Source organism: Pseudomonas sp. RV120224-01b (assembly GCF_003208145.1).
In the GTDB taxonomy this organism is placed as follows: Bacteria; Pseudomonadota; Gammaproteobacteria; order Pseudomonadales; family Pseudomonadaceae; genus Aquipseudomonas; species Aquipseudomonas monteilii.
In genome coordinates, this window is record NZ_QKMQ01000016.1 from 1 (window position 1) to 23,583 (window position 23,583).

Annotated in this window: 24 protein-coding genes and 2 tRNA genes; 15 read left to right on the plus strand and 11 right to left on the minus strand. The window is 62.0% G+C overall.

All coding sequences use genetic code 11. From position 1 onward, the window contains the following. Together N436_RS21350 and N436_RS21355 are read right to left on the minus strand one after the other, a co-directional pair. Positions 1 to 256: transposase (locus N436_RS21350; protein WP_256590006.1), on the minus strand; the 256-nt coding region annotated here is incomplete at its 3' end. Positions 257 to 370: 114 nt separating this feature from the next. Further along, positions 371 to 1,747, minus strand: coding sequence for an L-serine ammonia-lyase (locus tag N436_RS21355; RefSeq protein WP_016714505.1), 1,377 nt, complete (start codon positions 1,745 to 1,747; stop codon positions 371 to 373). A 453-nt stretch (positions 1,748 to 2,200) separates the two neighbouring features. Here N436_RS21355 and N436_RS21360 point away from each other — a divergent pair, with 453 nt between their 5' ends. The 3 genes from N436_RS21360 to choV all read left to right on the plus strand — a co-directional run bounded on the left by N436_RS21360 (position 2,201) and on the right by choV (position 5,253). Then, entirely contained in the window at positions 2,201 to 3,148 is a 948-nt protein-coding gene (locus tag N436_RS21360; RefSeq protein WP_105947359.1) for a choline ABC transporter substrate-binding protein, read from the plus strand. Between the two features lie 81 nt (positions 3,149 to 3,229). Further along, the gene (gene choW / locus N436_RS21365) at positions 3,230 to 4,078 is read left to right on the plus strand and encodes a choline ABC transporter permease subunit (protein WP_174244689.1); all 849 of its coding nucleotides are present in this window, start codon (positions 3,230 to 3,232) and stop codon (positions 4,076 to 4,078) included. Then, positions 4,075 to 5,253 (plus strand): choline ABC transporter ATP-binding protein, encoded by a 1,179-nt coding sequence (gene choV, locus N436_RS21370; protein ID WP_019471303.1) that lies wholly within the window; start codon positions 4,075 to 4,077, stop codon positions 5,251 to 5,253. The genes choW and choV overlap by 4 nt, the downstream gene beginning before the upstream one ends. 135 nt (positions 5,254 to 5,388) lie before the next feature. Here the strand turns inward: choV and hisF are convergent, their stop codons facing one another. The 6 genes from hisF to N436_RS21400 form a co-directional block, all read right to left on the minus strand. Continuing rightward, positions 5,389 to 6,159, minus strand: a complete 771-nt coding sequence (gene hisF / locus N436_RS21375) for an imidazole glycerol phosphate synthase subunit HisF (protein WP_003255729.1) — start codon at positions 6,157 to 6,159, stop codon at positions 5,389 to 5,391. A 10-nt stretch (positions 6,160 to 6,169) separates the two neighbouring features. Continuing rightward, positions 6,170 to 6,907 (minus strand): 1-(5-phosphoribosyl)-5-[(5-phosphoribosylamino)methylideneamino]imidazole-4-carboxamide isomerase, encoded by a 738-nt coding sequence (hisA, locus tag N436_RS21380; RefSeq protein ID WP_016714501.1) that lies wholly within the window; start codon positions 6,905 to 6,907, stop codon positions 6,170 to 6,172. Between the two features lie 27 nt (positions 6,908 to 6,934). Continuing rightward, positions 6,935 to 7,195: a DUF2164 domain-containing protein gene (locus N436_RS21385; RefSeq protein ID WP_050703409.1), complete on the minus strand. Its 261-nt coding sequence runs from the start codon at positions 7,193 to 7,195 to the stop codon at positions 6,935 to 6,937. Further along, complete coding sequence (gene hisH / locus N436_RS21390; protein ID WP_016714499.1) at positions 7,196 to 7,834, minus strand: imidazole glycerol phosphate synthase subunit HisH; 639 nt, start codon at positions 7,832 to 7,834, stop codon at positions 7,196 to 7,198. Next, complete coding sequence (gene hisB / locus N436_RS21395; RefSeq protein ID WP_009682881.1) at positions 7,835 to 8,428, minus strand: imidazoleglycerol-phosphate dehydratase HisB; 594 nt, start codon at positions 8,426 to 8,428, stop codon at positions 7,835 to 7,837. Between the two features lie 221 nt (positions 8,429 to 8,649). Next, a complete protein-coding gene (locus N436_RS21400) occupies positions 8,650 to 10,311 on the minus strand; it encodes an OFA family MFS transporter (protein WP_105947361.1) in 1,662 nt (553 codons plus the stop codon). Between the two features lie 249 nt (positions 10,312 to 10,560). Between N436_RS21400 and N436_RS21405 the strand changes: the two genes are divergently transcribed. From N436_RS21405 to N436_RS21420, 4 genes are all read left to right on the plus strand, one after another. Further along, complete coding sequence (locus N436_RS21405; RefSeq protein WP_110741892.1) at positions 10,561 to 12,819, plus strand: AsmA family protein; 2,259 nt, start codon at positions 10,561 to 10,563, stop codon at positions 12,817 to 12,819. Continuing rightward, positions 12,816 to 13,883 (plus strand): A/G-specific adenine glycosylase, encoded by a 1,068-nt coding sequence (mutY, locus tag N436_RS21410; protein WP_110741893.1) that lies wholly within the window; start codon positions 12,816 to 12,818, stop codon positions 13,881 to 13,883. Before N436_RS21405 ends, mutY begins: the two co-directional genes overlap by 4 nt. Continuing rightward, a complete protein-coding gene (locus N436_RS21415) occupies positions 13,880 to 14,152 on the plus strand; it encodes an oxidative damage protection protein (RefSeq protein WP_003255742.1) in 273 nt (90 codons plus the stop codon). Before mutY ends, N436_RS21415 begins: the two co-directional genes overlap by 4 nt. Positions 14,153 to 14,242: 90 nt before the next feature. Then, positions 14,243 to 14,318 (plus strand) — tRNA-Phe (locus N436_RS21420). 107 nt (positions 14,319 to 14,425) lie between these two features. Here N436_RS21420 and N436_RS21425 read toward each other — a convergent pair. Next, positions 14,426 to 14,962, minus strand: coding sequence for a hypothetical protein (locus tag N436_RS21425; RefSeq protein WP_110741894.1), 537 nt, complete (start codon positions 14,960 to 14,962; stop codon positions 14,426 to 14,428). A gap of 130 nt (positions 14,963 to 15,092) precedes the next feature. Here N436_RS21425 and N436_RS21430 point away from each other — a divergent pair, with 130 nt between their 5' ends. Further along, positions 15,093 to 15,536 carry a hypothetical protein gene (locus N436_RS21430; protein WP_012270086.1) on the plus strand — a complete coding sequence of 148 codons (444 nt, stop codon included), beginning with the start codon at positions 15,093 to 15,095 and terminating at the stop codon, positions 15,534 to 15,536. Between the two features lie 177 nt (positions 15,537 to 15,713). Here the strand turns inward: N436_RS21430 and gabP are convergent, their stop codons facing one another. Further along, positions 15,714 to 17,099 (minus strand): GABA permease, encoded by a 1,386-nt coding sequence (gene gabP, locus N436_RS21435; protein WP_060499161.1) that lies wholly within the window; start codon positions 17,097 to 17,099, stop codon positions 15,714 to 15,716. Between the two features lie 641 nt (positions 17,100 to 17,740). Here gabP and N436_RS21445 point away from each other — a divergent pair. From N436_RS21445 to N436_RS21465, 5 genes are all read left to right on the plus strand, one after another. After that, a complete protein-coding gene (locus N436_RS21445; RefSeq protein ID WP_003255746.1) occupies positions 17,741 to 18,514 on the plus strand; it encodes an ABC transporter ATP-binding protein in 774 nt (257 codons plus the stop codon). Positions 18,515 to 18,525: 11 nt separating this feature from the next. Then, positions 18,526 to 19,278, plus strand: a complete 753-nt coding sequence (locus N436_RS21450; protein WP_011953233.1) for an ABC transporter substrate-binding protein — start codon at positions 18,526 to 18,528, stop codon at positions 19,276 to 19,278. A 54-nt stretch (positions 19,279 to 19,332) separates the two neighbouring features. Next, positions 19,333 to 20,025: an ABC transporter permease gene (locus N436_RS21455; protein ID WP_105947365.1), complete on the plus strand. Its 693-nt coding sequence runs from the start codon at positions 19,333 to 19,335 to the stop codon at positions 20,023 to 20,025. Next, a complete protein-coding gene (locus N436_RS21460) occupies positions 20,025 to 20,714 on the plus strand; it encodes an ABC transporter permease (protein WP_016497592.1) in 690 nt (229 codons plus the stop codon). Before N436_RS21455 ends, N436_RS21460 begins: the two co-directional genes overlap by 1 nt. A gap of 65 nt (positions 20,715 to 20,779) precedes the next feature. Beyond that, positions 20,780 to 21,985 carry a methyltransferase gene (locus tag N436_RS21465; protein WP_110741895.1) on the plus strand — a complete coding sequence of 402 codons (1,206 nt, stop codon included), beginning with the start codon at positions 20,780 to 20,782 and terminating at the stop codon, positions 21,983 to 21,985. Positions 21,986 to 22,265: 280 nt separating this feature from the next. Here the strand turns inward: N436_RS21465 and N436_RS21470 are convergent, their stop codons facing one another. Beyond that, positions 22,266 to 22,556, minus strand: a complete 291-nt coding sequence (locus N436_RS21470) for a DUF3077 domain-containing protein (protein WP_105947367.1) — start codon at positions 22,554 to 22,556, stop codon at positions 22,266 to 22,268. Between the two features lie 524 nt (positions 22,557 to 23,080). Here N436_RS21470 and N436_RS21475 point away from each other — a divergent pair. Together N436_RS21475 and N436_RS21480 are read left to right on the plus strand one after the other, a co-directional pair. After that, the gene (locus N436_RS21475) at positions 23,081 to 23,329 is read left to right on the plus strand and encodes a hypothetical protein (protein ID WP_016714488.1); all 249 of its coding nucleotides are present in this window, start codon (positions 23,081 to 23,083) and stop codon (positions 23,327 to 23,329) included. Positions 23,330 to 23,427: 98 nt separating this feature from the next. After that, positions 23,428 to 23,503: transfer RNA gene (locus tag N436_RS21480), tRNA-Thr, on the plus strand. The last annotated feature ends 80 nt before the right edge of the window (positions 23,504 to 23,583 follow it).

Consider the following 23,583-nt stretch of genomic DNA (forward strand, 5'->3'; position numbering starts at 1 on the left):
CAAAGTGCGCTGCTGTTTGGCGCAGCGAGAGTCGATGCTCAAGCATGTGCTTGAGTACCTGCCGTTTGAAGTCCTCAGTGTAGCGCTGGCCATGTGGGCGGGGACTGAGGCTGGCGGTGGATCGGTAACTGGCAACCCAGCGCCGAAGCAAACTGAAATCGATGCCCAAGTGTCGGGCCACTTTGCGAAAGCCGTTGCTGCCTTCCAGATAGGCCGTGATCGCCGTGAGCTTGAACTGCTCTGAGTATTTGCCCATAAATCCCCCAAGGGTTGGATTGGTGTCCAACTTCTTGGGGGCAGTCCAGGATCTGTGCAATTCCTGTGGGAGCGGGCGTGCCCGCGAAGAGGCCCTTGAAGTCGGATCAGGCAATCAGCATTCGATAGCGCTGACCGCCAGGCCACCGCGCGAGGTCTCTTTGTACTTGTCGTGCATGTCGGCGCCGGTGTCGCGCATGGTGCGGATCACCTGGTCGAGGGAGATGAAGTGTTCGCCGTCACCGCGCAGGGCCATCTGCACTGCGTTGATGGCCTTTACTGCCGCAATCGCATTGCGCTCGATGCACGGCACCTGTACCAACCCGCCGACCGGGTCGCAGGTCAGGCCAAGGTTGTGCTCCAGGGCGATTTCAGCGGCGTTTTCCACCTGTGGCGGGGTGGCGCCAAGCACTTCGGCCAAGCCAGCAGCGGCCATGGCGCAAGCGGAGCCAACCTCGCCCTGGCAACCCACTTCGGCACCCGAAATCGACGCGTTCTTCTTGCACAAGATGCCCACAGCGGCCGCCGCGAGGAAGTACTCCACCACGTTGGACTCGTTTACCGCGTCGCTGAAGCGCATGTAGTAATGCAACACCGCCGGGATAATGCCGGCCGCGCCATTGGTAGGCGCGGTGACCATGCGCCCGCCGGCGGCGTTTTCTTCATTGACCGCCAGCGCGAACAGGTTGACCCACTCCATGGCGCTCATGGTCGAGCCGATCACATTGGGCTTGCCGACTTCCTGCAGGCTGCGGTGCAGCTTCGCGGCGCGGCGGCGCACGTTCAGCCCGCCGGGCAGCGTACCTTCGTATTTAAGGCCATTGTTGACGCATTCCTGCATGGCTTCCCAGAGCTTGTGCAGGCCGGCGCGGATCTCTTCCTCGCTGCGCCAGACCTTCTCGTTGGCCATCATCAATTGCGACACGCTGAGGTCGTTTTGCTTGCACAGGCGCAGCAGCTCGGCGGCGCTGTTGAAATCGTACGGCAGCACCGTCTGGTCGGCGTCCAGCACGCCACTGGCGGCCTGGGCGGCATCGACCACGAAGCCGCCACCCACCGAGTAATAGGTATCGCGGTGCAGCTCGCCCTGCTCGCCTTCGGCAATCAAGGTCATGGCGTTGGGGTGGTACGGCAGGTTCTCGTCCAGCAGCAGCATGTCGCGAGCCCAGACAAACTCGATGGGCAGGCGGCTATCCAGCTGCAGGGTGTTGGTTTCACGCAGGTCGGCGATTCGCGGCACGATCTGGGTAGGGTCGATGGCGTCAGGCCATTCGCCCATCAGGCCCATGATGGTGGCGTTGTCGGTGCCATGACCGATACCGGTGGCCGACAGCGAGCCGTACAGGCGCACTTCGATCCGTTTAACACGCTCCAGCTCGCCGCGTTCGCGCAGCCCCTGGACGAACAGGGCGCCAGCACGCATGGGGCCGACGGTGTGGGAGCTGGAAGGCCCGACACCGATCTTGAACAGGTCGAACACGCTGATGGCCATTGTCGAATCACCTCTTGCTGGGCTTGTCTCTGCGCGCCATGCGCAGGGCGGGGCAGCTGCTAGGCTCAAACAGCGGGCCGCCTTGAATGCCAGCATCATCGGGCTTTTACCGCCCCCCTCGCCGTCTGCAACCGACGTACTTTTGTCCAGCAGCGCCGCGCGTTTTTTACAGGGAGAGCAGCGCTCACCTCGCCGTTTTCCGGCGGCCTGGTGACGTAAAAATGCGGCTGAGGGGGTGGAAAAATCCATAAGCGACATCGCCCATACTGGATACGACCCGTTCCGTACTGGTTACGACCCCACCAGTAGGCGATTGCCCGGCGCTGGAGGATTATCGAAAGCGACTCGTAAAGCACGGCCACGCATCCTGCCCTCTGCAGGCCTGGTCGACCGGACCCTGAGAAAGCCCGGCGACCCACGCGAACCCGAAGACAAAATCACAGGAGTCCATCCATGAAAGGTTCACCCTCGCTGTTGCTGGTTGCGTTGCTGTCCGCGCCGTTGCTGGCCCAGGCCGCCGAGCCCGAGCAGTGCCAGACGGTACGTTTCTCCGATGTCGGCTGGACCGACATCACGGTCACGACCGCCACCACCAGCGTTGTGCTTGAAGCACTGGGTTACAAGACCCACACCACCATGATCTCGGTACCGGTGACCTACAAGTCGCTGGCCACCGGCAAGGACCTGGACGTGTTTCTCGGCAACTGGATGCCGACCATGGAGAACGACATCAAGCAGTACCGCGACGCTGGCACGGTAGAAACCGTGCGCGCCAACCTGGAAAACGCCAAGTACACCCTGGCGGTACCCCAGGCGCTGTACGACAAGGGGCTGAAGGATTTCAGCGACATTCCCAAGTTCAAGAAGGAACTGGACGGCAAGATCTACGGCATCGAGCCCGGTAACGATGGCAACCGCACCATCCAGAGCATGATCGACAAGAACGCCTTCGGCCTGAAGGACGCCGGTTTCAAGATCGTGCAATCGAGCGAGGCCGGCATGCTGTCGCAGGTCGACCGCGCGCAGAAACGCGGCGAGGCGCTGGTGTTCCTGGGCTGGGAACCGCACCCGATGAACACCCGCTTCAAGATGCAGTACCTGACCGGCGGGGACGAGTTCTTCGGCCCCGACTTCGGCAAGGCGACCGTGTTGACCAACACCCGCAAGGGCTATGCGCAGGAGTGCAGCAACGTCGGCCAGCTGTTGAAGAACCTGTCGTTCGAGCTCAAGGATGAAAGCACCATGATGGGCTATGTCCTGGACGACAAGATGAAACCCGAGGCCGCCGCCAAGAAATGGCTCAAGGACAACCCAGGCAAGCTGGATGCCTGGCTGGCCGGCGTGACCACCGTGGATGGCAAACCGGGCCTTGAGGCAGCCAAGGCCAAGCTCGCGCAATAACGTACTACGCAATAGCGCTACCTCGGGGCAGGACCGTGCCTGCCCCGGGTTGATTTCAATCTATGCAGGTGGAAGCTCGCTATCATGCTTATCGATCAGAAAATACCCCTGGGGCAGTACATCGCCTCATTTGTCGAGTGGTTGACCCAGAACGGCGCCAACTATTTCGATGCTATCGCCCAAGGCCTGGAATTCATGATCCATGGGGTCACCAGTGCCCTGACCTGGTTCAACCCATTCGTACTCATCGCCCTGTTCGCCGCCCTGGCGCACCTGATCCAGCGCAAATGGGCGCTGACCGTGTTCGTTGCCCTGTCGTTCCTGCTGATCCTCAACCTGGGTTACTGGCAGGAAACCATGGAAACCCTGGCGCAAGTCACGTTCGCCACGGTGGTGTGCGTGGTGATCGGCGTGCCGCTGGGCATCCTTGCCGCGCACAAACCGATGTTCTATACCGCCATGCGCCCGGTGCTGGACCTGATGCAGACGGTGCCGACCTTCGTGTACCTGATCCCTACCCTGACCCTGTTCGGCCTGGGTGTGGTGCCGGGGTTGATCTCTACCGTGGTGTTCGCCATCGCCGCGCCTATTCGCCTGACCTACCTGGGCATCTGCGACGTGCCGCAAGAGCTGATGGACGCGGGTAAAGCGTTCGGCTGCTCGCGCCGCCAGCTGCTTACCCGTATCGAACTGCCGCACGCCATGCCAAGCATCGCCGCCGGCGTCACCCAGTGCATCATGCTGTCGCTGTCGATGGTGGTCATTGCCGCCCTGGTCGGCGCGGACGGCTTGGGCAAACCTGTGGTCAACGCACTGAACACCGCCGATATCTCCCTGGGCTTCGAAGCGGGCCTGGCGATCGTGCTGCTGGCGATCATGCTCGACCGTATCTGCAAGCAACCGGAACTGCCGGTAAGGGGTGAGGCATGAGCATCATTCGTTTCGAAGACGTCGACGTCATTTTCTCCAACAAGCCGCGCGAGGCGCTGTCGCTGCTGGACCAAGGCAAGACCCGCGAGCAGATCCTCAAGCAGACCGGCCTGGTGGTGGGCGTCGAAAAGGCCAACCTGGACATCAACAAGGGTGAGATCTGCGTGCTGATGGGCCTGTCCGGTTCGGGCAAGTCGAGCCTGCTGCGCTGCATCAACGGCCTGAACACCGTCAGCCGCGGCAAGCTCTTCGTCGAGCACGAAGGCAAGCACATCGACATTGCCCACTGCACCCCGGCCGAGCTGAAGATGATGCGCACCAAGCGCATTGCCATGGTGTTCCAGAAATTCGCCCTGATGCCCTGGCTGACGGTGCGCGAGAACATCAGCTTTGGCCTGGAAATGCAGGGCCGCCCGGAGAAGGAACGGCGCAAGCTGGTCGACGAAAAGCTTGAGCTGGTGGGCCTGACCCAGTGGCGCAACAAGAAGCCGGACGAGTTGTCTGGCGGCATGCAGCAGCGCGTGGGCCTGGCCCGGGCGCTGGCGATGGATGCCGACATCCTGCTGATGGACGAACCGTTCTCGGCCCTCGACCCGCTGATCCGCCAGGGCCTGCAGGATGAGCTGCTGGGCCTGCAAGCCAAGCTGAGCAAGACCATCGTGTTCGTCAGCCACGACCTGGACGAAGCCCTGAAGCTGGGTACCCGCATCGCCATCATGAAAGACGGGCGGATCATCCAGTACAGCAAGCCGGAAGAAATCGTGCTCAACCCGGCCGACGAGTACGTGCGTACCTTCGTTGCCCACACCAACCCGCTGAACGTGCTGTGCGGTCGCAGCCTGATGCGCAGCCTGGACAACTGCAAACGGGTCAATGGTTCGGTGTGCCTGGACCCGGGTATCGATTCATGGCTGGACCTGGGCGAAGGCGGCGCGCTGAAGCGTGCACGCCAGGGCCAGAACGGGCTGGACATGCAGAACTGGGCACCGGGACAGGATGTGGAGCTGCTGGAGCGCAGGCCGACGGTGGTGCACGCCGATATTGGCATGCGCGAGGCGCTGCAGATTCGTTATCAGACTGGCAACAAGCTGGTGTTGCAGGATAACGACCGGGTGGTGGGGATTCTTGGGGATACCGAGTTGTATCACGCTCTGCTAGGCAAGAACCACGGTTGAAGCAATTGGGGCCGCTTTGCGGCCCATCGCGGATAAATCCGCTCCTACAGGGATCGCGCATGGTACTGGGCCTGCGCGGTCCCTGTAGGAGCGGATTTATCCGCGATGGGCTGCAAAGCAGCCCCAATCAATCTGTCAGCGAACGACGATGCCGCGCGAAGCCATATAAGCCTTGGCCTCCGGCACCGTGTACTCACCAAAGTGGAAGATACTGGCCGCCAGCACCGCACTGGCATGCCCTTCCAGAATACCGTCAGCCAAGTGCTGCAGGTTACCCACACCACCCGAAGCAATCACCGGAATACCCAGCGCATCGCTGATGGCACGGGTAACGCCCAGGTCAAAGCCGTTCTTCATGCCGTCCTGGTCCATGCTGGTCAGCAAAATCTCGCCAGCCCCCAGGCCTTCCATCTTCTTCGCCCACTCGACTGCATCCAGCCCGGTCGGCTTGCGCCCACCGTGGGTGAAGATTTCCCAGCGCGGTGCTTCACCCGGCCCGGACACCTTCTTGGCATCGATGGCGACAACGATGCACTGCGAACCGAAACGGTCCGCCGCCTCGCCCACAAACTCCGGGTTGAACACCGCCGCCGTGTTGATCGATACCTTGTCGGCACCGGCATTGAGCAGGTTGCGGATGTCCTGCACGGTGCGCACGCCACCGCCCACGGTCAGCGGGATGAACACCTGGCTGGCCATGCGCTCGACGGTATGCAGGGTGGTGTCGCGGCCATCGACGCTGGCGGTGATGTCGAGGAAGGTGATTTCGTCGGCACCCTGCTCGTCGTAGCGACGGGCGATTTCCACCGGGTCGCCGGCATCACGGATGTTCTCGAACTTGACGCCCTTGACCACTCGGCCGTTGTCCACGTCCAGGCAAGGGATGATGCGCTTGGCCAGTGCCATGGTTCAGTCCTCAGCCTTGGTAGTTGTCGCAGAAGGCCTGGGCCTCGGCGACATCGAGGGTGCCTTCGTAGATGGCACGGCCGGTAATGGCGCCGATGATGCCCGGGGCCTTGGCGTCCAGCAGGGCCTTGATGTCGCCCAGGTTGTGGATGCCGCCCGAGGCGATTACCGGAATGCGGGTGGCTTCAGCCAGGGCCTTGGTGAACGGCACGTTGCAGCCCTGCATCATCCCGTCCTTGGCGATGTCGGTGTAGACGATCGACGACACGCCATCCGCCTCGAAACGCTTGGCCAGGTCGATAACCTGAACCGCGCTGACTTCGGCCCAGCCATCGGTGGCAACGAAGCCGTCTTTGGCATCCAGGCCAACAATGACCTTGCCCGGGAAGGCCTTGCACGCTTCGGCCACGAACTCAGGCTCTTTGACCGCCTTGGTGCCGATGATGACGTAGCTGACGCCAGCCTTGACGTAGTGCTCGATGGTTTCCAGCGAGCGGATGCCGCCGCCGATCTGGATCGGCAGGGTCGGGTAGCGCTTGGCGATGGCGGTGACCACTTCACCGTTGACCGGCTGGCCTTCGAAAGCGCCGTTAAGGTCGACCAGGTGCAGGCGGCGGCAGCCACCCTCGACCCACTTGGCGGCCATGCTTACCGGGTCGTCGGAAAATACCGTGGAGTCTTCCATGCGGCCCTGGCGCAGGCGCACGCAGGCACCGTCCTTCAGATCGATAGCGGGGATAATCAGCATCTTGGGAACCTGTCTGTTCTTAGGGTTTCAGGGCTTCTCGAGCGCCCACAGATCACTTTCGATGCTCTCGAACCGCTCCTTGAGGTGCAGCTGAACATCGGCAATCGCCCTGTTGTAGTAATGGGGTGCAATTTCTTTGCTGAACAGCTCAAGGACCTCGGCCACCTCAAACGACCCCAGCTCCAGCTCGAAACGGTCTTCGAGGAAGCGCTTGAGGGTGTCGAGTGCGTCGCGCTCCTGCTCGGGGGCCAGGGTAATGACCGGGGCCTTGGTCTTCGACCTGCTCATTTACCAGCGCCCGTCCCAGGCGACGAAGTTCTGCAGCAACTGCAGACCATGGGTATGGCTCTTCTCCGGGTGGAACTGCACGGCAAAGCGCGAGCCATCGGCCAGCGCAGCGGCGAAATCGACACCGTAATGGCCGCGACCGACCACCTGGCCCGGTTTGCCGGCATTGATGTAGTAGCTGTGCACGAAGTAGAAGCGCGCGCGGTCGGGGATGTCGTGCCACAGCGGGTGGTCGATGGTCTGGCCCACTTCGTTCCAGCCCATGTGCGGCACCTTCAGGTGCTCGCCGTCTTCTTTCAGGTCTTTGCCGAAGAAGCGCACCTGGCCGGGGAACAGGCCGATGCAGTCGACACCGTCGTTCTCTTCGCTGTGCTCAAGCAGTGCCTGCATGCCAACGCAGATACCGAGGAACGGACGGTCCTGGCTCACTTCGCGCACCAGGCTGTCGAAGCCCAGGCGGCGGATTTCGGCCATGCAGTCGCGGATCGCGCCTACACCCGGGAACACCACACGGTCAGCTTCACGGATGACCGCAGCGTCGCTGGTGACCAGCACCTTGCCGGCGCCGACGTGCTCAAGCGCCTTGGCCACCGAGTGCAGGTTGCCCATGCCATAGTCGATTACGGCTACCGTCTGCATTTACAGGCACCCTTTGGTCGACGGCATTTGCCCGGCCATGCGCTCGTCGAGGGTGACGGCCATGCGCAGGGCGCGGCCGAAAGCCTTGAACACGGTTTCGATCTGGTGGTGGGTGTTGTGACCACGCAGGTTGTCGATGTGCAGGGTGACCAGGGCGTGGTTGACGAAGCCCTGGAAGAACTCCTGGAACAGGTCGACATCGAAGCCGCCGACGCTGGCACGGGTGTAAGGTACGTGCATCTGCAGGCCTGGGCGGCCGGAGAAGTCGATGACCACGCGCGACAGTGCTTCGTCCAGCGGCACGTAGGCGTGGCCGTAGCGGAAGATGCCTTTCTTGTCACCGATGGCCTGGGCGAATGCCATGCCCAGGGTGATACCGACGTCTTCGACGGTATGGTGATCGTCGATATGCGTGTCACCCTTGCACTCGATATCCAGATCGATCAGCCCATGGCGGGCGATCTGGTCCAGCATGTGTTCAAGGAAAGGCACGCCGATATCGAATCGGGCCTTGCCACTGCCATCGAGGTTGATCGAGCACTTGACCTGGGTTTCCAGGGTATTGCGCTCGACGGAAGCCTTACGTTCGACCATCACCAGCTCCGCAAAATCATTGGGCGAAAAGGGCTCCATTATAGGCCCAGAACGCGCCAGCTTGAAACGCGGATGACATATGGCAAAACGAGGAATTACGGGGTCTGGATACCGCTACAAGTCTATACAACCTGGTATTGAAAGCATGCGCTCTCCTATAGGAGCGGCCTCGTGTCGCGAAAGGGGCGCATAGCGCCCCCATTGGCCATTGCAGGATCACATCAATGGAACAACGCCGCAGTCTTCTGCAAGGTTACCCACACCCCCCAGGCCAACGGCACAACCACCACCGCCCAGGCCAGCAGCACCAGCGGCAGGCTGCCCGGTGCCGCTTTCCACTCCAGCGAACGCGCACCGTCGGCCCCTTTGTCATGGCTCAACGCTCGCTCGGCCGCCAGTTCGGCATCGCTCATGAAGTGCTTGTCGGCCACCGGCCGCACCAGCATGTTGCAGATAAAGCCCAGTACCAGCAGGCCGGCGAGGATGTACAGGGTCATGTCGTAGGCCGCCGCACGCTCAACCCCTGCCGCCAGTTGGTATTCGCGCAGGTAGGTGATCAACACAGGCCCCAACACCCCTGCCGCCGCCCAGGCGGTCAGCAGGCGACCATGAATGGCGCCGACCATCTGCGTACCGAACAGGTCGGCCAGGTAGGCCGGTACCGTGGCAAAACCACCGCCGTACATTGAAAGGATGATGCAGAACGCCGCCACGAACAGCGCAACGTTACCCAGGTGCCCCATGTTCGGCACCAGGCTGTACAGGCCCACACCCAGGGCGAAGAAGGCGAAGTAGGTGTTCTTGCGGCCGATGTAGTCGGAGAACGACGCCCAGAAGAACCGCCCACCGATGTTGAACAGGCTCAACAGGCCGGTAAAGCCGGCAGCAATCGCGGCAATCTGCGCCAACTGAGCCGCATTCAGCTCACTGAAAGTCAGCTCGTTGCCCAGCAATTTGCCCGCGAACACTTCCTGCAGCAGTGGCGATGCCATGCCGAGAATACCGATGCCCGCCGACACGTTCAGGCACAGAACCAGCCAGATCAAGGCGAATTGCGGGGTTTTCCAGGCCACACTGACGTGCACATGGCGGTCGGTGACCATGGCATTGCCAGCTTTTTTGGCCGGAGCGACCCAGCCTTCGGGCTTCCAGCCAGTCGGCGGCACGCGGTACGCCAGGGCGCCAGCGGTCATGAATACAAAGTAGATCGCCGCCATGGCGACGAAGCTCTGCCATACGCCCACTTCGTGCTCATTGCCAAAGTGCCCCATCAGCGCAGTGGCCAGTGGTGCACCCACCATGGCACCGCCGCCGAAGCCCATGATCGCCATGCCGGTGGCCATGCCGCGTTTGTCAGGGAACCATTTGATCAGCGTCGACACGGGCGAGATATAGCCCAGCCCCAGGCCGATACCGCCAATTACACCGGAGCCCAGCCACATCAGCCACAGCTGGTGGGTTTTCACGCCAATGGCCGAGATCAGCATGCCGCCGCACCAGCACAGCGCCGAGACCAGGCCGGCCTTGCGCGGGCCGGCGTGCTCCAGCCAGCCGCCCAGCACGGCCGCCGAGCAACCCAGAAAAACAAAGAACAGGGTGTAAACCCAACTCAGCATCGAGATCGGCCAGTCGCATTCGGCGCTGAACATACGGGCCATGAAGCCCATGTCCGCTGCACAGACGACAGGCGCGGTGATGCCGAGGGCTTGCGAAAGGGGCAGCCAGAACACCGAGAAACCATAGGCCATGCCAATGCACAGGTGAATGGCCAGGGCGGCTGGCGGGACCAACCAGCGGTTGAAGCCCGGGCGGGCGATGATGCGTTCCTTCGACAGGAAGCCAGGCGCACTGGCCACAGAGCCGGTTGCGACGGTACTGGTCATGGATCTGATCCTTTTTATAGGGAGGTGCTCGCAAAGCGGCGCAAGGGTAGCAGAGCCAAGTAGCGCGAAAGCAGTCTGATATCGTTAATTCTTGCCCGGCTGAAACGGTCATGTTTGCTTGTGGAAAGCCGTACCATCTGCTGCAAGCGTAAGAAATGCCCTGTATCTCTGGTCGAATACGCAGGGACAACCACTGCGGCGTTATACTCTGCCGCCTGAATTTCACTAACGGACTACAAGGACTCGCCCATGAAAGCGTTCGGCAAAATCCTGGGACTGGGGCTTCTCGGGTTGCTGCTGATCATCGTGGCGCTGGGCTTTGCCCTGACCCACCTCTTTGATCCCAACGACTACAAAGACGAGATTCGCCAGCTGGCGCGCGACAAGGCTAACGTCGAACTGACACTCGACGGGGATATCGGCTGGAGCCTGTTCCCGTGGCTAGGCCTGGAGCTGCATGAGGCCAGCATTGCCACCCTGGCCAAACCCAAGGAACCGTTCGCCGACCTGCAAATGCTCGGCCTGTCCGTGCGTGTGCTGCCGCTGCTGCGCCGCGAAGTGCAGATGAGCGACGTACGCGTCGAGGGCCTGAACCTGACCCTGGCCCGTGACGAACACGGCCACGGCAACTGGGAAGACATCGGCAAACCACTGCCCGCGCAAAACGGCACCCCTGCCGATGCGCAGGCCAATGCCTCCGTTCAGGCACCCGCTGAACAGAAGCCGGCACCTGCCGAAGGCAACGAGCGTGCCGTCAAACTGGACATCGACAGCCTGACCGTGAACAACGCCCGCGTGCAGTACACCGATGCCAAGACCGGCCAAAGCTACAGCGCCGAAAGCATCCAGCTAAGCACGGGCCCGGTCCACGAAGGCGCCAACATTCCGCTCAAGGCCAGCGCCTTCATCAGCGCCAGCGAGCCGAACATCAAAGCCCGCACCGAACTGGCCGGCGAGCTGCGCTTCGACCGCAAGCTCAAGCGCTACAACTTCGAAGACATGCGCCTGTCGGGCGAAACCTCGGGTGAACCCACCGGTGGCAAGACCGTGACATTCGCCGCCCAAGGCCAGCTGCTGGTCGACCTGGCTGCCAATGTCGCCTCCTGGAACGGCCTGAAAGTCTCGGCCAACCAGCTACGTGCCTTGGGCGAGCTGAACCTGCGTGACCTGGACAAGGCGCCACAACTGAGCGGCGGCCTGTCCATCGCCCAGTTCAACCTGCGCACCTTCCTCGACAGCATTGGCCGCCCGCTGCCGGCTACCAACGACCCGGCGGCCTTCGCCAAGCTGGAGCTGGTCACCCGCCTGCAGGGCACGCCCAACAGCCTGGCGCTGGAAGACCTGGCCGTGAAGCTGGACGACAGCACCTTCAGCGGCCGCGTGGCCGTGGAAGACTTCGCCAAGCAGGCCCTGCGCCTGCAGCTCAAGGGCGATGCCTTTGACGCCGACCGCTACTTCCCCGCCAAGAGCGAAGAAGCCAAGGGCACCACCGCTGCACGCCAGGCCGAGGTCAAGCAGCAAGAGGCCAGCGCCGTGGCCGGTGCGGGCACCACGCCACTGCCAAATGCCCCGACCCAAGTGGCCTGGAGCGACGACAAGTTGCTGCCCGTCGACCGCCTGCGTGCCCTGGACCTGCAGGCCGATCTGGCCTTCGGTTCGCTGACCCTGGACAAACTGCCGATCGAAGACGCCCAGCTCAAAGCCATCGGCCAGGGCGGCCTGCTGACCCTGCAAACCCTGCGCGGCGAGCTGTACAACGGCACCTTCGAAGCCAAGGGCACGGTCGACGTACGCCCTGCCGTCCCGCAACTGGGTGTGAACACCAACATCCAACGGGTGCCGGTGGAGCACTTCATCAAGACCGAAGGCAAGGAGCAGGCACCCCCTGTGAAAGGCCTGCTGACCCTGACCAGTGATCTGACCGCCACCGGCAACAGCCAGAAGGCACTGGTCGACACCCTCAACGGCAGCGCAAACTTCACCATCAACGATGGCGTGCTGGTCAACGCCAACCTGGAGCAGCAGCTGTGCCAGGCTATCGCCACGCTCAACCGCAAGACCCTGAGCGGCGAGCCACGCGGCAAGGACACCCCGTTCCAGGAGCTGCGCGGTAGCCTGGTAGTGCGCAATGGCGTCGCCAGCAACCCCGACCTCAAGGCACGCATCCCAGGCCTGACCGTGAACGGTAACGGCGACCTCGACCTGCGTGTGCTGGGCATGGACTACAACGTGGGCGTGATCGTCGAAGGCGACCAACGCGCCATGCCGGACCCAGCCTGCCAAGTCAACGAGCGTTACGTTGGCGTTGAAGTGCCGCTGCGCTGCCGTGGCCCGCTGGAACTTGGTGCCAAGGCCTGCCGTCTGGACCAGAACGGCCTGGGCAAGGTCGCTGCCAAGCTGGCCGGCAACCGCCTGAAAGACAAGATTGACGAAAAGCTTGATGAAAAACTTGGAGACAAAGTGAGCCCGGAAGTGAAAGACGCGCTCAAGGGGCTGTTCAAGCGATGAGCCCCGAGCAGTTCTCCAGCGCTGTGCTGGATTGGTATGACGAGCACGGCCGGCACGACCTGCCCTGGCAACAGGGCATCACCCCGTACCGGGTGTGGGTGTCGGAAATCATGCTGCAGCAGACCCAGGTCAGCACCGTGCTCAACTACTTCGACCGCTTCATGCAGGCCCTGCCGACCGTGCAGGCCCTGGCCGAAGCGCCGGAGGACGAAGTGCTGCACCTGTGGACGGGGCTGGGCTATTACACCCGTGCACGCAACCTGCAAAAGGCCGCCAGGATCGTCGTCGAGCAACATGGCGGCGAATTCCCACGCAGTGTCGAGCAGCTCACCGAGCTGCCCGGCATCGGCCGCTCCACCGCAGGTGCCATCGCCAGCATCAGCATGGGCATTCGTGCGCCGATTCTGGACGGCAACGTCAAGCGCGTACTGGCCCGCTACACCGCCCAGGCGGGCTACCCCGGCGAACCCAAGGTGGCCAACCAGCTGTGGGCCACGGCCGAGCGCTTTACCCCGCAGCAGCGCGCCAACCACTACACCCAGGCGATGATGGACATGGGCGCCACGCTGTGCACGCGCAGCAAGCCCAGCTGCCTGATCTGCCCGCTGCAGCGTGGCTGCGAAGCGCACCTGCACGGTGAAGAAACCCGCTACCCCGAACCCAAGCCGCGCAAGGCGCTGCCGCAGCGGCGTACGCTGATGCCACTGCTGGCCAACCACGAAGGCGCCATCCTGCTTTACCGCCGCCCATCCAGTGGGCTGTGGGGAGGGTTGTGGAGCCTGCCGGAACTGGACGACATCGCCCAGCTCGATGACCTGGCCTACCAGCACGGCCTGCGCCTGGCTGACAGCCGTGCCATGGACAGCCTGACCCACACCTTCAGCCACTTTCAGCTGGCCATCGAGCCCTGGCTGGTGCGCGTCGACCCGGTCGGCCAGCACATGGCCGAGGCCGACTGGCTCTGGTATAACCTCGCCACCCCGCCGCGCCTGGGCCTTGCCGCCCCGGTGAAAAAGCTGCTTAAACGCGCGGCCGACGAACTGATTGCAGGAGACGCCCGATGACCCGCACCGTGATGTGCCGCAAGTACCAAGAAGAACTGCCAGGCCTGGAACGCCCGCCCTACCCAGGCGCCAAGGGCCAGGACATCTTCGAACACATCTCGCAGAAGGCTTGGGCCGACTGGCAGAAGCACCAGACCATGCTGATCAACGAAAAGCGCCTGAACATGATGAATGCCGAAGACCGCAAATTCCTCCAGGCCGAGATGGACAAGTTTTTCGCCGGCGAAGAATACGCGCAGGCGGAAGGCTACGTTCCACCGGCCGAATGACCCCAAAAATCGTAAGCGACGGAATTAATTTAAAATTTTTTCAAAAAGTCGTTGACGAGCGGTCCGGAAATCTATTTAATTCACCTCGTCGCCCAGATAGCTCAGTCGGTAGAGCAGAGGATTGAAAATCCTCGTGTCGGCGGTTCGACTCCGTCTCTGGGCACCACCTTCAAGCTTCTGGTGGTTGCAAAGTTACCCGAAGCGACAACAAAAAACCCGCCCAGTGCGGGTTTTTTGTTGTCTGTGATTTTTATCCCCGCCCGCCTGCCCAGCCTAAAAATTGGCGATGGCGCTGCAATAGTCAGCCTTGCGCCTGGCCACTTCCTCCGTTTTATCCAAACGCTTGAGCGTACCGCCGCACGCGCTGTAGCCGTGCACGACCAGTTCGTAGTCCGCGCCTTTTTCCGGCACGAACGAGAACATGCCCAGGCAGTTCTGCACGCTGTTGTAACCCGCCGGGCGGCCACCATCGAGAAAATGCAGGGTGAACGGCTTGCCGGCAGGCACCAGCACTTCGCTGACTGCGTCACCCGCTTGGGCAGGCGCACCGGCCGGCATGTTCAGGGTTTCACCATTACGGTCGGCAAAGCCTTTGGTGGGCACCGCAATCACGCCAGCGCCTGGGCTGTACCAGTCCACGCAGTCCTTTTCCGGTACCGCGCGCACCATGCCATCAGCAATCACCCGCAGGCGTGCAGTGTCGCCGGCGCTGGGCGAGCCATAAGGTGTGTTGAAGGATTTGACTGCGGCGATGTTGCCACAGCCGGCCAGGGCGACGGCCAGCAGGCCGAGCAAGAGGGGTGCTTTCATCCGTGAATGTCCTGTGTGTGAATGCCGAATGTCCGGCAGCCTGACTCAGACCCGCCAATGCTGCTTGGGTTTCACTGCCATCTGCGATTCAATACGCACTTTTCCAGCGCCACCCAAGGACTCCAGCCCCATGGCCACCCCTACCAAGCAACAGAAACGCGCCAAGCGCGCCGCCAGCAAGGCCAAGCAGAACCGCATGGTACGCAGCGGCCAGGCGGTCAAGGCCAGTGCCGGTGACAGCGCCAGTGTCGAGCAGGTGTACAACAAGGCCATGGAATCGGGCAGCTACGACGCCATGTTCAACAAGATGAAGGAAGCCCAGGAGGGCGGCCTGGTACCGATGATTTCGGTGTTCCTGGTAGACCCGCTGCTGGCCCTGGTGCTCAAGGGGCACAAGGAAGAACACGCCACCGACTACATCGTGCTGGTGTTCAACGCCTACCGCAAATGGCTGGATGGTGCCGACGAAGAGGCGACCATGGCCTGGCTGGAGAGCGATGAGTTCCAGGAGGCCTACATTGCCGCTTCCGAACTGGTGGCAAAGCAGCAGCAACAGCAGAAGCAGTTTGGCTGATCGGGCTGTGTAACCTGCCCGGGCCCTATCGCCGGCAAGCCAGCTCCCACAGGTTCATCACAGGCCTGAGGGCAGCACGCTTCCTGTGGGAGCTGGCTTGCCGGCGATAGGGCCGGTACAGGCAACAAAAAAGGCCGCACCCTTCACAAGGCGCGGCCTTTTCATTGCGAGCGCGGATCAGTTATCCAGCGCTACCCGCCCGGCAGCTTCACGCTTGCGGTGCACCAGCAGGCCAGCCGCCACCACACCAATGCTCAGCAGTGCAGTCGCGATGATCTCCGCACGGTGGTCTTCACGCAGCGCCATCACCACCAGAATGGCAATGATGAAGGCAATGGTCGCCCAGGTCAGGCCCGGGAACAGCCACATCTTGAAGGTAATCTTCTCGCCGCGGGCTTCACGCTGGGCACGCATGCGCAGTTGCGACACGGCAATCACCAGGTACACCAGCAGCGCAATGGCGCCCGAGCTGGCCAGCAGGAACTCGAACACCTGAGCCGGTGCCACGAAGTTGGCGAACACACAGAGGAACGCCGCTGCAGTGGACAGCAATACCGCCACATGCGGGGTCGCCGACTTGGTGGTGCGCTGGGCAATGGCCGGGGCGTCACCACGCTTGCTCAGCGAGAACAGCATGCGCGAAGAGGTGTACAGCGCCGAGTTCAGGCAGCTGGTCACGGCAATCAGCACGACGATGTCGACGATCAGCTTGGCATTCGGCACGCCGATGCGGCTCAGCACGGTCTGGTAGGAACCGGTCTCGGCCAGGGCCGGGTCGTTCCATGGCACCAGGGCCACCACCAGGAAGATCGACACCAGGTAGAACAGGCAGATACGCCAGATCACCGAGTTGGTGGCGCGGCTGATCTGCTTGCCCGGGTCCTTCGACTCGGCAGCAGCGATGGTGACGATTTCAGTACCCATGAACGAGAACATGGTGGTCAGCATGGCTGCCAGCACTGCGCCCAGGCCGTTGGGCATGAAGCCTTGGGTATCGAACAGGTGGCTGGCACCGCTCACCTGGCTGCTTGGCACGAAGCCGAACATGGCAGCGCAACCCACGGCGATGAAGCCGATGATTGCCAACACCTTGAGCAGGGCGAACCAGAACTCGAACTCGCCGTAGTTCTTCACGCTGCACAGGTTGGTCAAGGTCAGCGCCAGGGTAATGATGAGGGAGAACGCCCACAGGTCGACCGCAGGGAACCAGGCGTGCAGGATGGCGGCGGCAGCGTTGGCCTCCAGCGGAATCACCAGCACCCAGAACCACCAGTACAGCCAGCCAATGGTGAAACCGGCCCAACGCCCGATGGCGCGGTCGGCGTATGTAGAGAACGAACCGGTGTCTGGCGAAGCGACCGCCATTTCACCCAGCATGCGCATCACCAGCACGACCAGCGTACCGGCAGCAGCGTAAGCCAGCAGCACGGCCGGGCCGGCCGCTGCGATGGCGTGGCCAGAGCCTACGAACAGGCCGGCACCGATGACGCCAGCGATGGACAGCATGGTGACATGCCGTTGTTTGAGCCCCTGAGCGAGGTCATTGGAATTGTTACCGCTCATTGAAACTACCTTTGTAAGGAGTGGACCACTCCGACTGCGGGTACGGAGCGCGCCAAGGGTTGACCTAGGCGTCGCTGCAATCGGCGGTTTCCTACTGGCAATAAGCAGGCCATGTGCTGAATGCATTCGTCAGAAACTTCTGCAGGCCTTTTAGGACAAGGTTTGGAGGGCTTTCGGCCACACCTTGACCGAAAGGGCGCCAAATCATCGGATTACTGAAATACCCACTTACAAACGCACCAAAGGTGCTCCCCGGTAACACCTGTGCACCACTGCAATGCGAAAAAGTGCAACCTATGGGTACAACCTCAAAAGCGCCTGACGCATTCGCGGGTAAACCTGCATCCACTGCAAACGTTTGACCTAAAGGTCGGGTTTACCCCTTCAATGGGCCAAAACCGCTTCCATGAGCGGGCCAAAGCTGGCACCATCGCGCCTTTTTTCATCAAGGCTCTGGTGCTGGGCGACACCTTCGCGGACATCTGCGCGACGTTACGCTGTAGCGATGCGACAAACTGCCCCACCAGTGCCCACAGTCCCCGGCGACCCTGTTGGCCGTCATAATGCCGCTATGCTAGCTTGGCGCACGCCAGGAAGGCCGCCAACAGCTGGGAACGCACCCGAACACATGAGGACCGCACATGGCTCAGGCCACGCCCGCGCTGGAAATCCGCAATCTGCACAAACGCTACGGCGAGCAGGAAATTCTCAAGGGTATTTCGCTGACCGCTCGCGACGGTGACGTGATCTCCATCCTGGGGTCGTCCGGCTCCGGCAAGTCCACCCTGCTGCGCTGCATCAACCTGCTCGAAAACCCGCACCAGGGCGAAATCCTGGTTGCCGGCGAAGCCCTCAAGCTCAAGGCCGCCAAGAACGGCGACCTGATCGCAGCCGACAACCGCCAGATCAACCGCCTGCGCAGCGAAATCGGCTTTGTCTTCCAGAACTTCAACCTGTGGCCGCACATGTCGATCCTCGACAACATCATCGAGGCGCCACGCCGCGTGCTCGGCCAAAGCAAGGCCGAGGCCATCGAAGCCGCCGAAGCCCTGCTGAACAAGGTGGGCATCTACGACAAACGCCACAGCTACCCCGCCCAGCTTTCCGGTGGCCAGCAACAGCGCGCCGCCATTGCCCGTACCCTGGCCATGAAGCCCAAGGTCATCCTGTTCGACGAGCCAACCTCGGCACTCGATCCGGAAATGGTCCAGGAAGTGCTTAACGTTATCCGCGCACTGGCCGAAGAAGGCCGTACCATGCTGCTGGTAACGCACGAGATGAGCTTTGCCCGCCATGTGTCCAGTGAAGTCGTCTTCCTGCACCAGGGCCTGGTAGAAGAGCAGGGATCGCCGCAACAGGTCTTCGAAAACCCGACCTCGGCGCGTTGCAAGCAATTCATGTCCAGCCACCGCTAACGGAGCAATACATGCACACTTACAAGAAGTTCCTCCTGGCAGCTGCTGCCACGCTGGTGATGTCGGCAAACGCCATGGCCGCAGAAAAACTGCGCATGGGCATCGAAGCCGCCTACCCACCGTTCAACAACAAGGACGCCAGCGGTAACGTGGTCGGCTTCGACAAAGACATCGGCGACGCCCTGTGCGCCAAGATGAAAGTCGAGTGCTCGGTCGTCACCTCCGACTGGGACGGCATCATCCCGGCCCTGAACGCCAAGAAGTTCGACTTCCTGGTGTCGTCGCTGTCGATCACCGACGAGCGCAAACAGGCCGTCGACTTCACCGAGCCGTACTACTCCAACAAGCTGCAGTTCATTGCGCCGAAAAACGTCGACTTCAAGACTGACAAAGAGTCGTTGAAGGGCAAGGTCATCGGCACCCAGCGCGCAACCCTGGCCGGTACCTACCTGGAAGACAACTTCAAAGGCGTCGACATCAAGCTGTACGACACCCAGGAAAACGCCTACCTGGACCTCGTGTCCGGCCGCATCGACGGCATCCTGGCCGACAAGTACGTGCAGTACGAGTGGCTGAAGAGCAAAGACGGCTCGAACTTCGAGTTCAAGGGCGAGCCGGTGATGGACAGCGACAAGATCGGCATTGCCGTGCGCAAAGGTGACACCAAGCTGCGCGACGACCTGAACAAAGCCCTGGCCGAAATCAAGGCCGACGGCACGTACAAGAAGATCAACGACAAGTACTTCCCGTTCAGCATCGAATGACCCGCCCCGACCGGCGCGCCCTTGCGGCGCGCCAGTCCCTAATATGACCTGCCCATGAATATCGACCTGCACGGATTCGGTCCGGCCATGATGGCCGGCACCCTGATGACCGTAAAACTGGCGCTTTGCGCCTTGCTGCTGGGGCTGGTGCTGGGCCTGCTCGGCGCCCTGGCCAAAACCTCCCCGATCAAGCCGTTGCAATGGCTTGGCGGTTTCTACTCGACCCTGGTTCGTGGCGTGCCCGAACTGCTGTGGGTTCTGCTTATCTATTTCGGCACCGTCGGGTTGATGAACGCCCTCGGCGAGGCCCTGAACATGCCGGGCCTTGAGCTCAGTGCCTTTGCCGCGGGCGTGATCGCCCTGGGCCTGTGCTTCGGCGCCTACGCCACCGAAGTGTTCCGTGGCGCCATCCTGGCAATCCCCAAGGGCCACCGTGAAGCGGGCCTGGCACTGGGACTGTCCAAGGGCCGCATCCTGTCGCGGATCATCCTGCCGCAGATGTGGCGCATCGCCCTGCCCGGCCTTGGCAACCTGTTCATGATCCTGATGAAGGACACCGCACTGGTGTCGGTGATCGGCCTGGAAGAAATCATGCGCCACGCACAAATCGGCGTGACCGTGACCAAGGAGCCGTTCACCTTCTACATGGTCGCGGCCTGCATCTACCTGAGCCTGACCGTCATCGCCATGACCGGCATGCACTTCATGGAAAAACGCGCCGCTCGCGGCTTTGCGAGGGCCGAATAATGAATTGGGAAGTCATCTTCAAATGGCTGCCACGCCTGGCCGAGGGCGCGGTCCTGACCCTGGAGCTGGTGGCCATTGCGGTGGTTGCCGGGTTGATCCTGGCCATCCCGCTGGGCATCGCCCGCTCCTCGCGCCACTGGTATGTGCGCGCCGTGCCGTTCAGCTACATCTTCTTCTTCCGCGGCACGCCGCTGCTGGTGCAGCTGTTCCTGGTCTATTACGGCCTGGCGCAGTTCGATGCAGTGCGCTCCAGCTCGCTGTGGCCGTACCTGCGCGATCCGTTCTGGTGCACGGTGCTGACCATGACCCTGCACACCGCCGCCTACATCGCCGAGATTTTGCGTGGCGCGCTGCAATCGATCCCCAAAGGTGAGATCGAGGCGGCACGGGCGCTGGGCATGTCGCGTGGCAAGGCGCTGTTCTACATCATGCTGCCACGTGCTGCGCGCATCGGCCTGCCGGCGTACAGCAACGAAGTGATCCTGATGCTCAAGGCCAGTGCCCTGGCCAGTACCGTAACCCTGCTGGAACTGACCGGCATGGCCCGCACCATCATTGCCCGTACTTACCTGCCGGTGGAGATCTTCTTTGCTGCTGGCGTGTTCTACCTGGTGATCTCGTTCCTGCTGGTGCAAGGCTTCAAGCTGCTGGAGCGCTGGTTGCGCGTGGATGCCTGCCAGGGTCGCTGAGACCTCACTGACAGCTTCGCGGGCTTGCCCGCGAAGAGGCCCTGAAAACCAACATACATCTACCCATGTCCAGCCACCTCCACAGCCACCACCTAAGCACCCGCTTCCGGGCCCTCGACCAGTTCCTGGTCGAGCACCAACAGCTGTGGAAACCCCGCCCCTTCACCACCCTGCAACTGGACTGGGAAACCACCCACCCCGAGCTGGCCACCCACCTGCGCCAATGCTCGCTGGCCGACGCCGAAACCGAATGCCCCGCTGACGCCTTGCCGGCCCCGTTCCCGCAACTGGCCCAGCAAGCCCAACAGCTCGCCGCCCTCGGCCACCTCCCGGCAACCGACCTGCCCCCCGCCGCCCACCGCCTGGACGTCGCCGTCCCCGGCCGCAAATGGCAGCAGATCGAAGCCTTCGCCAGCCACCTGGCCTTCCACGACCAGCCCCGCCACTGGCTGGACTGGTGCTCCGGCAAAGGCCACCTTGGCCGCCGCCTGCTGCAACCGGGCCAGCAACTGACCTGCCTGGAGTACGATGCCGAACTGGTCGCAGCCGGCCAGGGCCTGAGCACCCATCATCACTTGCCCGCACAGCACGTACATCAAGATGTGATGGCCAGCGACAGCGCCCGCCACCTGGCTGGCGACAAAAGCGTGGTTGCCCTGCACGCCTGCGGCGACCTGCATGTACACCTGATGCAACTGGCCAGCCAGCAAGGTTGCCGGCAATTGGCGATAGCCCCCTGCTGCTACAACCGCATTGCAGTGCAGCAATACCAGCCGTTATCCACAGCCGCGCAAGCGTCCGGCCTGCAGCTGTCGCTGGACGATCTGGGCCTGCCCCTGAGCGAAACCGTTACTGCTGGCGCCCGGGTGCGACGCCAACGCGATACCTCGATGGCCCGCCGCCTGGGCTTCGACCTGCTGCAACGCCAGCAGCGCCAGCGCGATAACTACCTGCCAACACCGTCGCTGCCGGTAGCCTGGCTGGAAAAGCCCTTCGAGCAGTACTGCCGCGACTTGGCCGAACTCAAGCAACTGCCCTTGAATGGCAACCCGGACTGGGCCGCTCTGGAAGCCGCCGGCTGGCAACGCCTGGCCGAAGTACGCAACCTGGAGCGCGTGCGCAACCTGTTCCGTCGGCCATTGGAGTTGTGGCTGGTGCTCGATCGCGCCCTGTTCCTCGAAGAACAAGGCTTTGAGGTGCGCCTCGGCTTGTTCTGCGACTACCTGCTGACCCCGCGCAACCTGCTCATCCTTGCCGAACGCGACCGATAGCCGCAGCACAACCTGTGGATAACTCTGTGAACAAGCTTGTGATTACCTGTTGGATCCCAACGCTATTTCAAGCGCTTGGCTTATTCCTGCCTGTGCGTCAAGCCCAGTAAAAACAGGCGTTTGCGCAAAGACCGGCGGCGTATTGATCCGGCATGCCTTTCGCGCAAGTCGCCAATGCCACTTGTGCATAAACATTTCTTGTGGTTAGCGCAAGAGGTGTCTGTGGGAGCGGCCTTGTGTCGCGAAAGGGCCGCAAAGCGGCCTCGGCGATCTCACATTTTCAATGCGATTTATTCTTGGCAATCTCGATATCGTTCATCAGCGCCTTGGCCATATCGCACAAGTAATCAGCCGCCCCCAGGAATTTATGGTCATCCTCCATATCGCCCTCGCGCACCAGGTGCTTGATGTAGCCCATCAGGATCGAAACATGCTCATAGGCCGCATCGACCGGAATGCCGGGCTCTACGCGTAGCAGGTTGAGGGAGGGGTTACCGGCTGCGAGGAAGGTTTCCACGCCTGCGGTGGTGATCGGCTTGGGGCTGCTGGAATCAGTATCGATCGTTTTCAATTTTCAAACTCCCTAGTTCAGAGGAGTTGCCGTGTTCATTCTTTCTCACGGAACAAAGGCGGCAACCGTGCACGAGGTGAGAAACCGAGTGAACATAGGAAGCCCGGCCAGACCAAGGTCTGCCCGCGCACGGTCGCCATTACGCAGCCGATACGTTCAAAATCGGGTTCTCACACCCGGTCGCCAGAGCGACCCGAAAACGGTATCCGTGAGCCACTTCCCCGACAACAGCGATACTTCGGCGGCGCGCGTAGGATACTTCCTAAGCAGCCAAACCCTGAAGCGCCTGGCCCCATGGTTCAGAATTACCCTACACAGATTGCAGCCGCTTACGCGGCCCTTGCGGGAACGGGCTCACCCGCGAAAAGGCCCTGACAGGCAACACAGGGCTAATACCCCAACCTCGCAACCGTGTATGATCCCTCCCCCAAATCATTAAAAAGTGACGTCGCGCGCTGCCCGCCAGCCCCGCGACCTTCTGGCGTTGCGCCAGAACCGACAGTGGACCAACGGACCTGACCATCGTGACCCAAGCCAAACCCCTCGCCTTGCTGACCCTCGCCCTGGCCCTGACCGGCTGCGCCAGCGGCACCGCACCCCACGCCAACAGCAACCTGGGCTGGAACCACCCCGGCATGCAACTGGGCGGCGACAACGGCCTGCCCCTGCGCACCGAAAGCCCTTGCCGCAAGCGCGGCTGCGACAACGACAAGCTGTTCTTCAACCCGGGCAAAAGCGAGCCGAGCGTTACCACGATCCACCGTGGCTGGTAGGAAAATTCTCCTTTTGGGCCGGTGACTTAGGTCTTTTGCGAACATTCGCAACGAAGTGGTTTACAGGCGCCAAACGATCGTTATAATGACGCCCCATTGCCGGTATAGCTCAGATGGTAGAGCAACTGACTTGTAATCAGTAGGTCCCGGGTTCGATTCCTGGTGCCGGCACCATATCCAGCTCCATCGCATTCCACCGAATGCCTTGGAAGCCCCTAAAACCCGCCCTTTGGCGGGTTTTTCCGTTCCAGGAC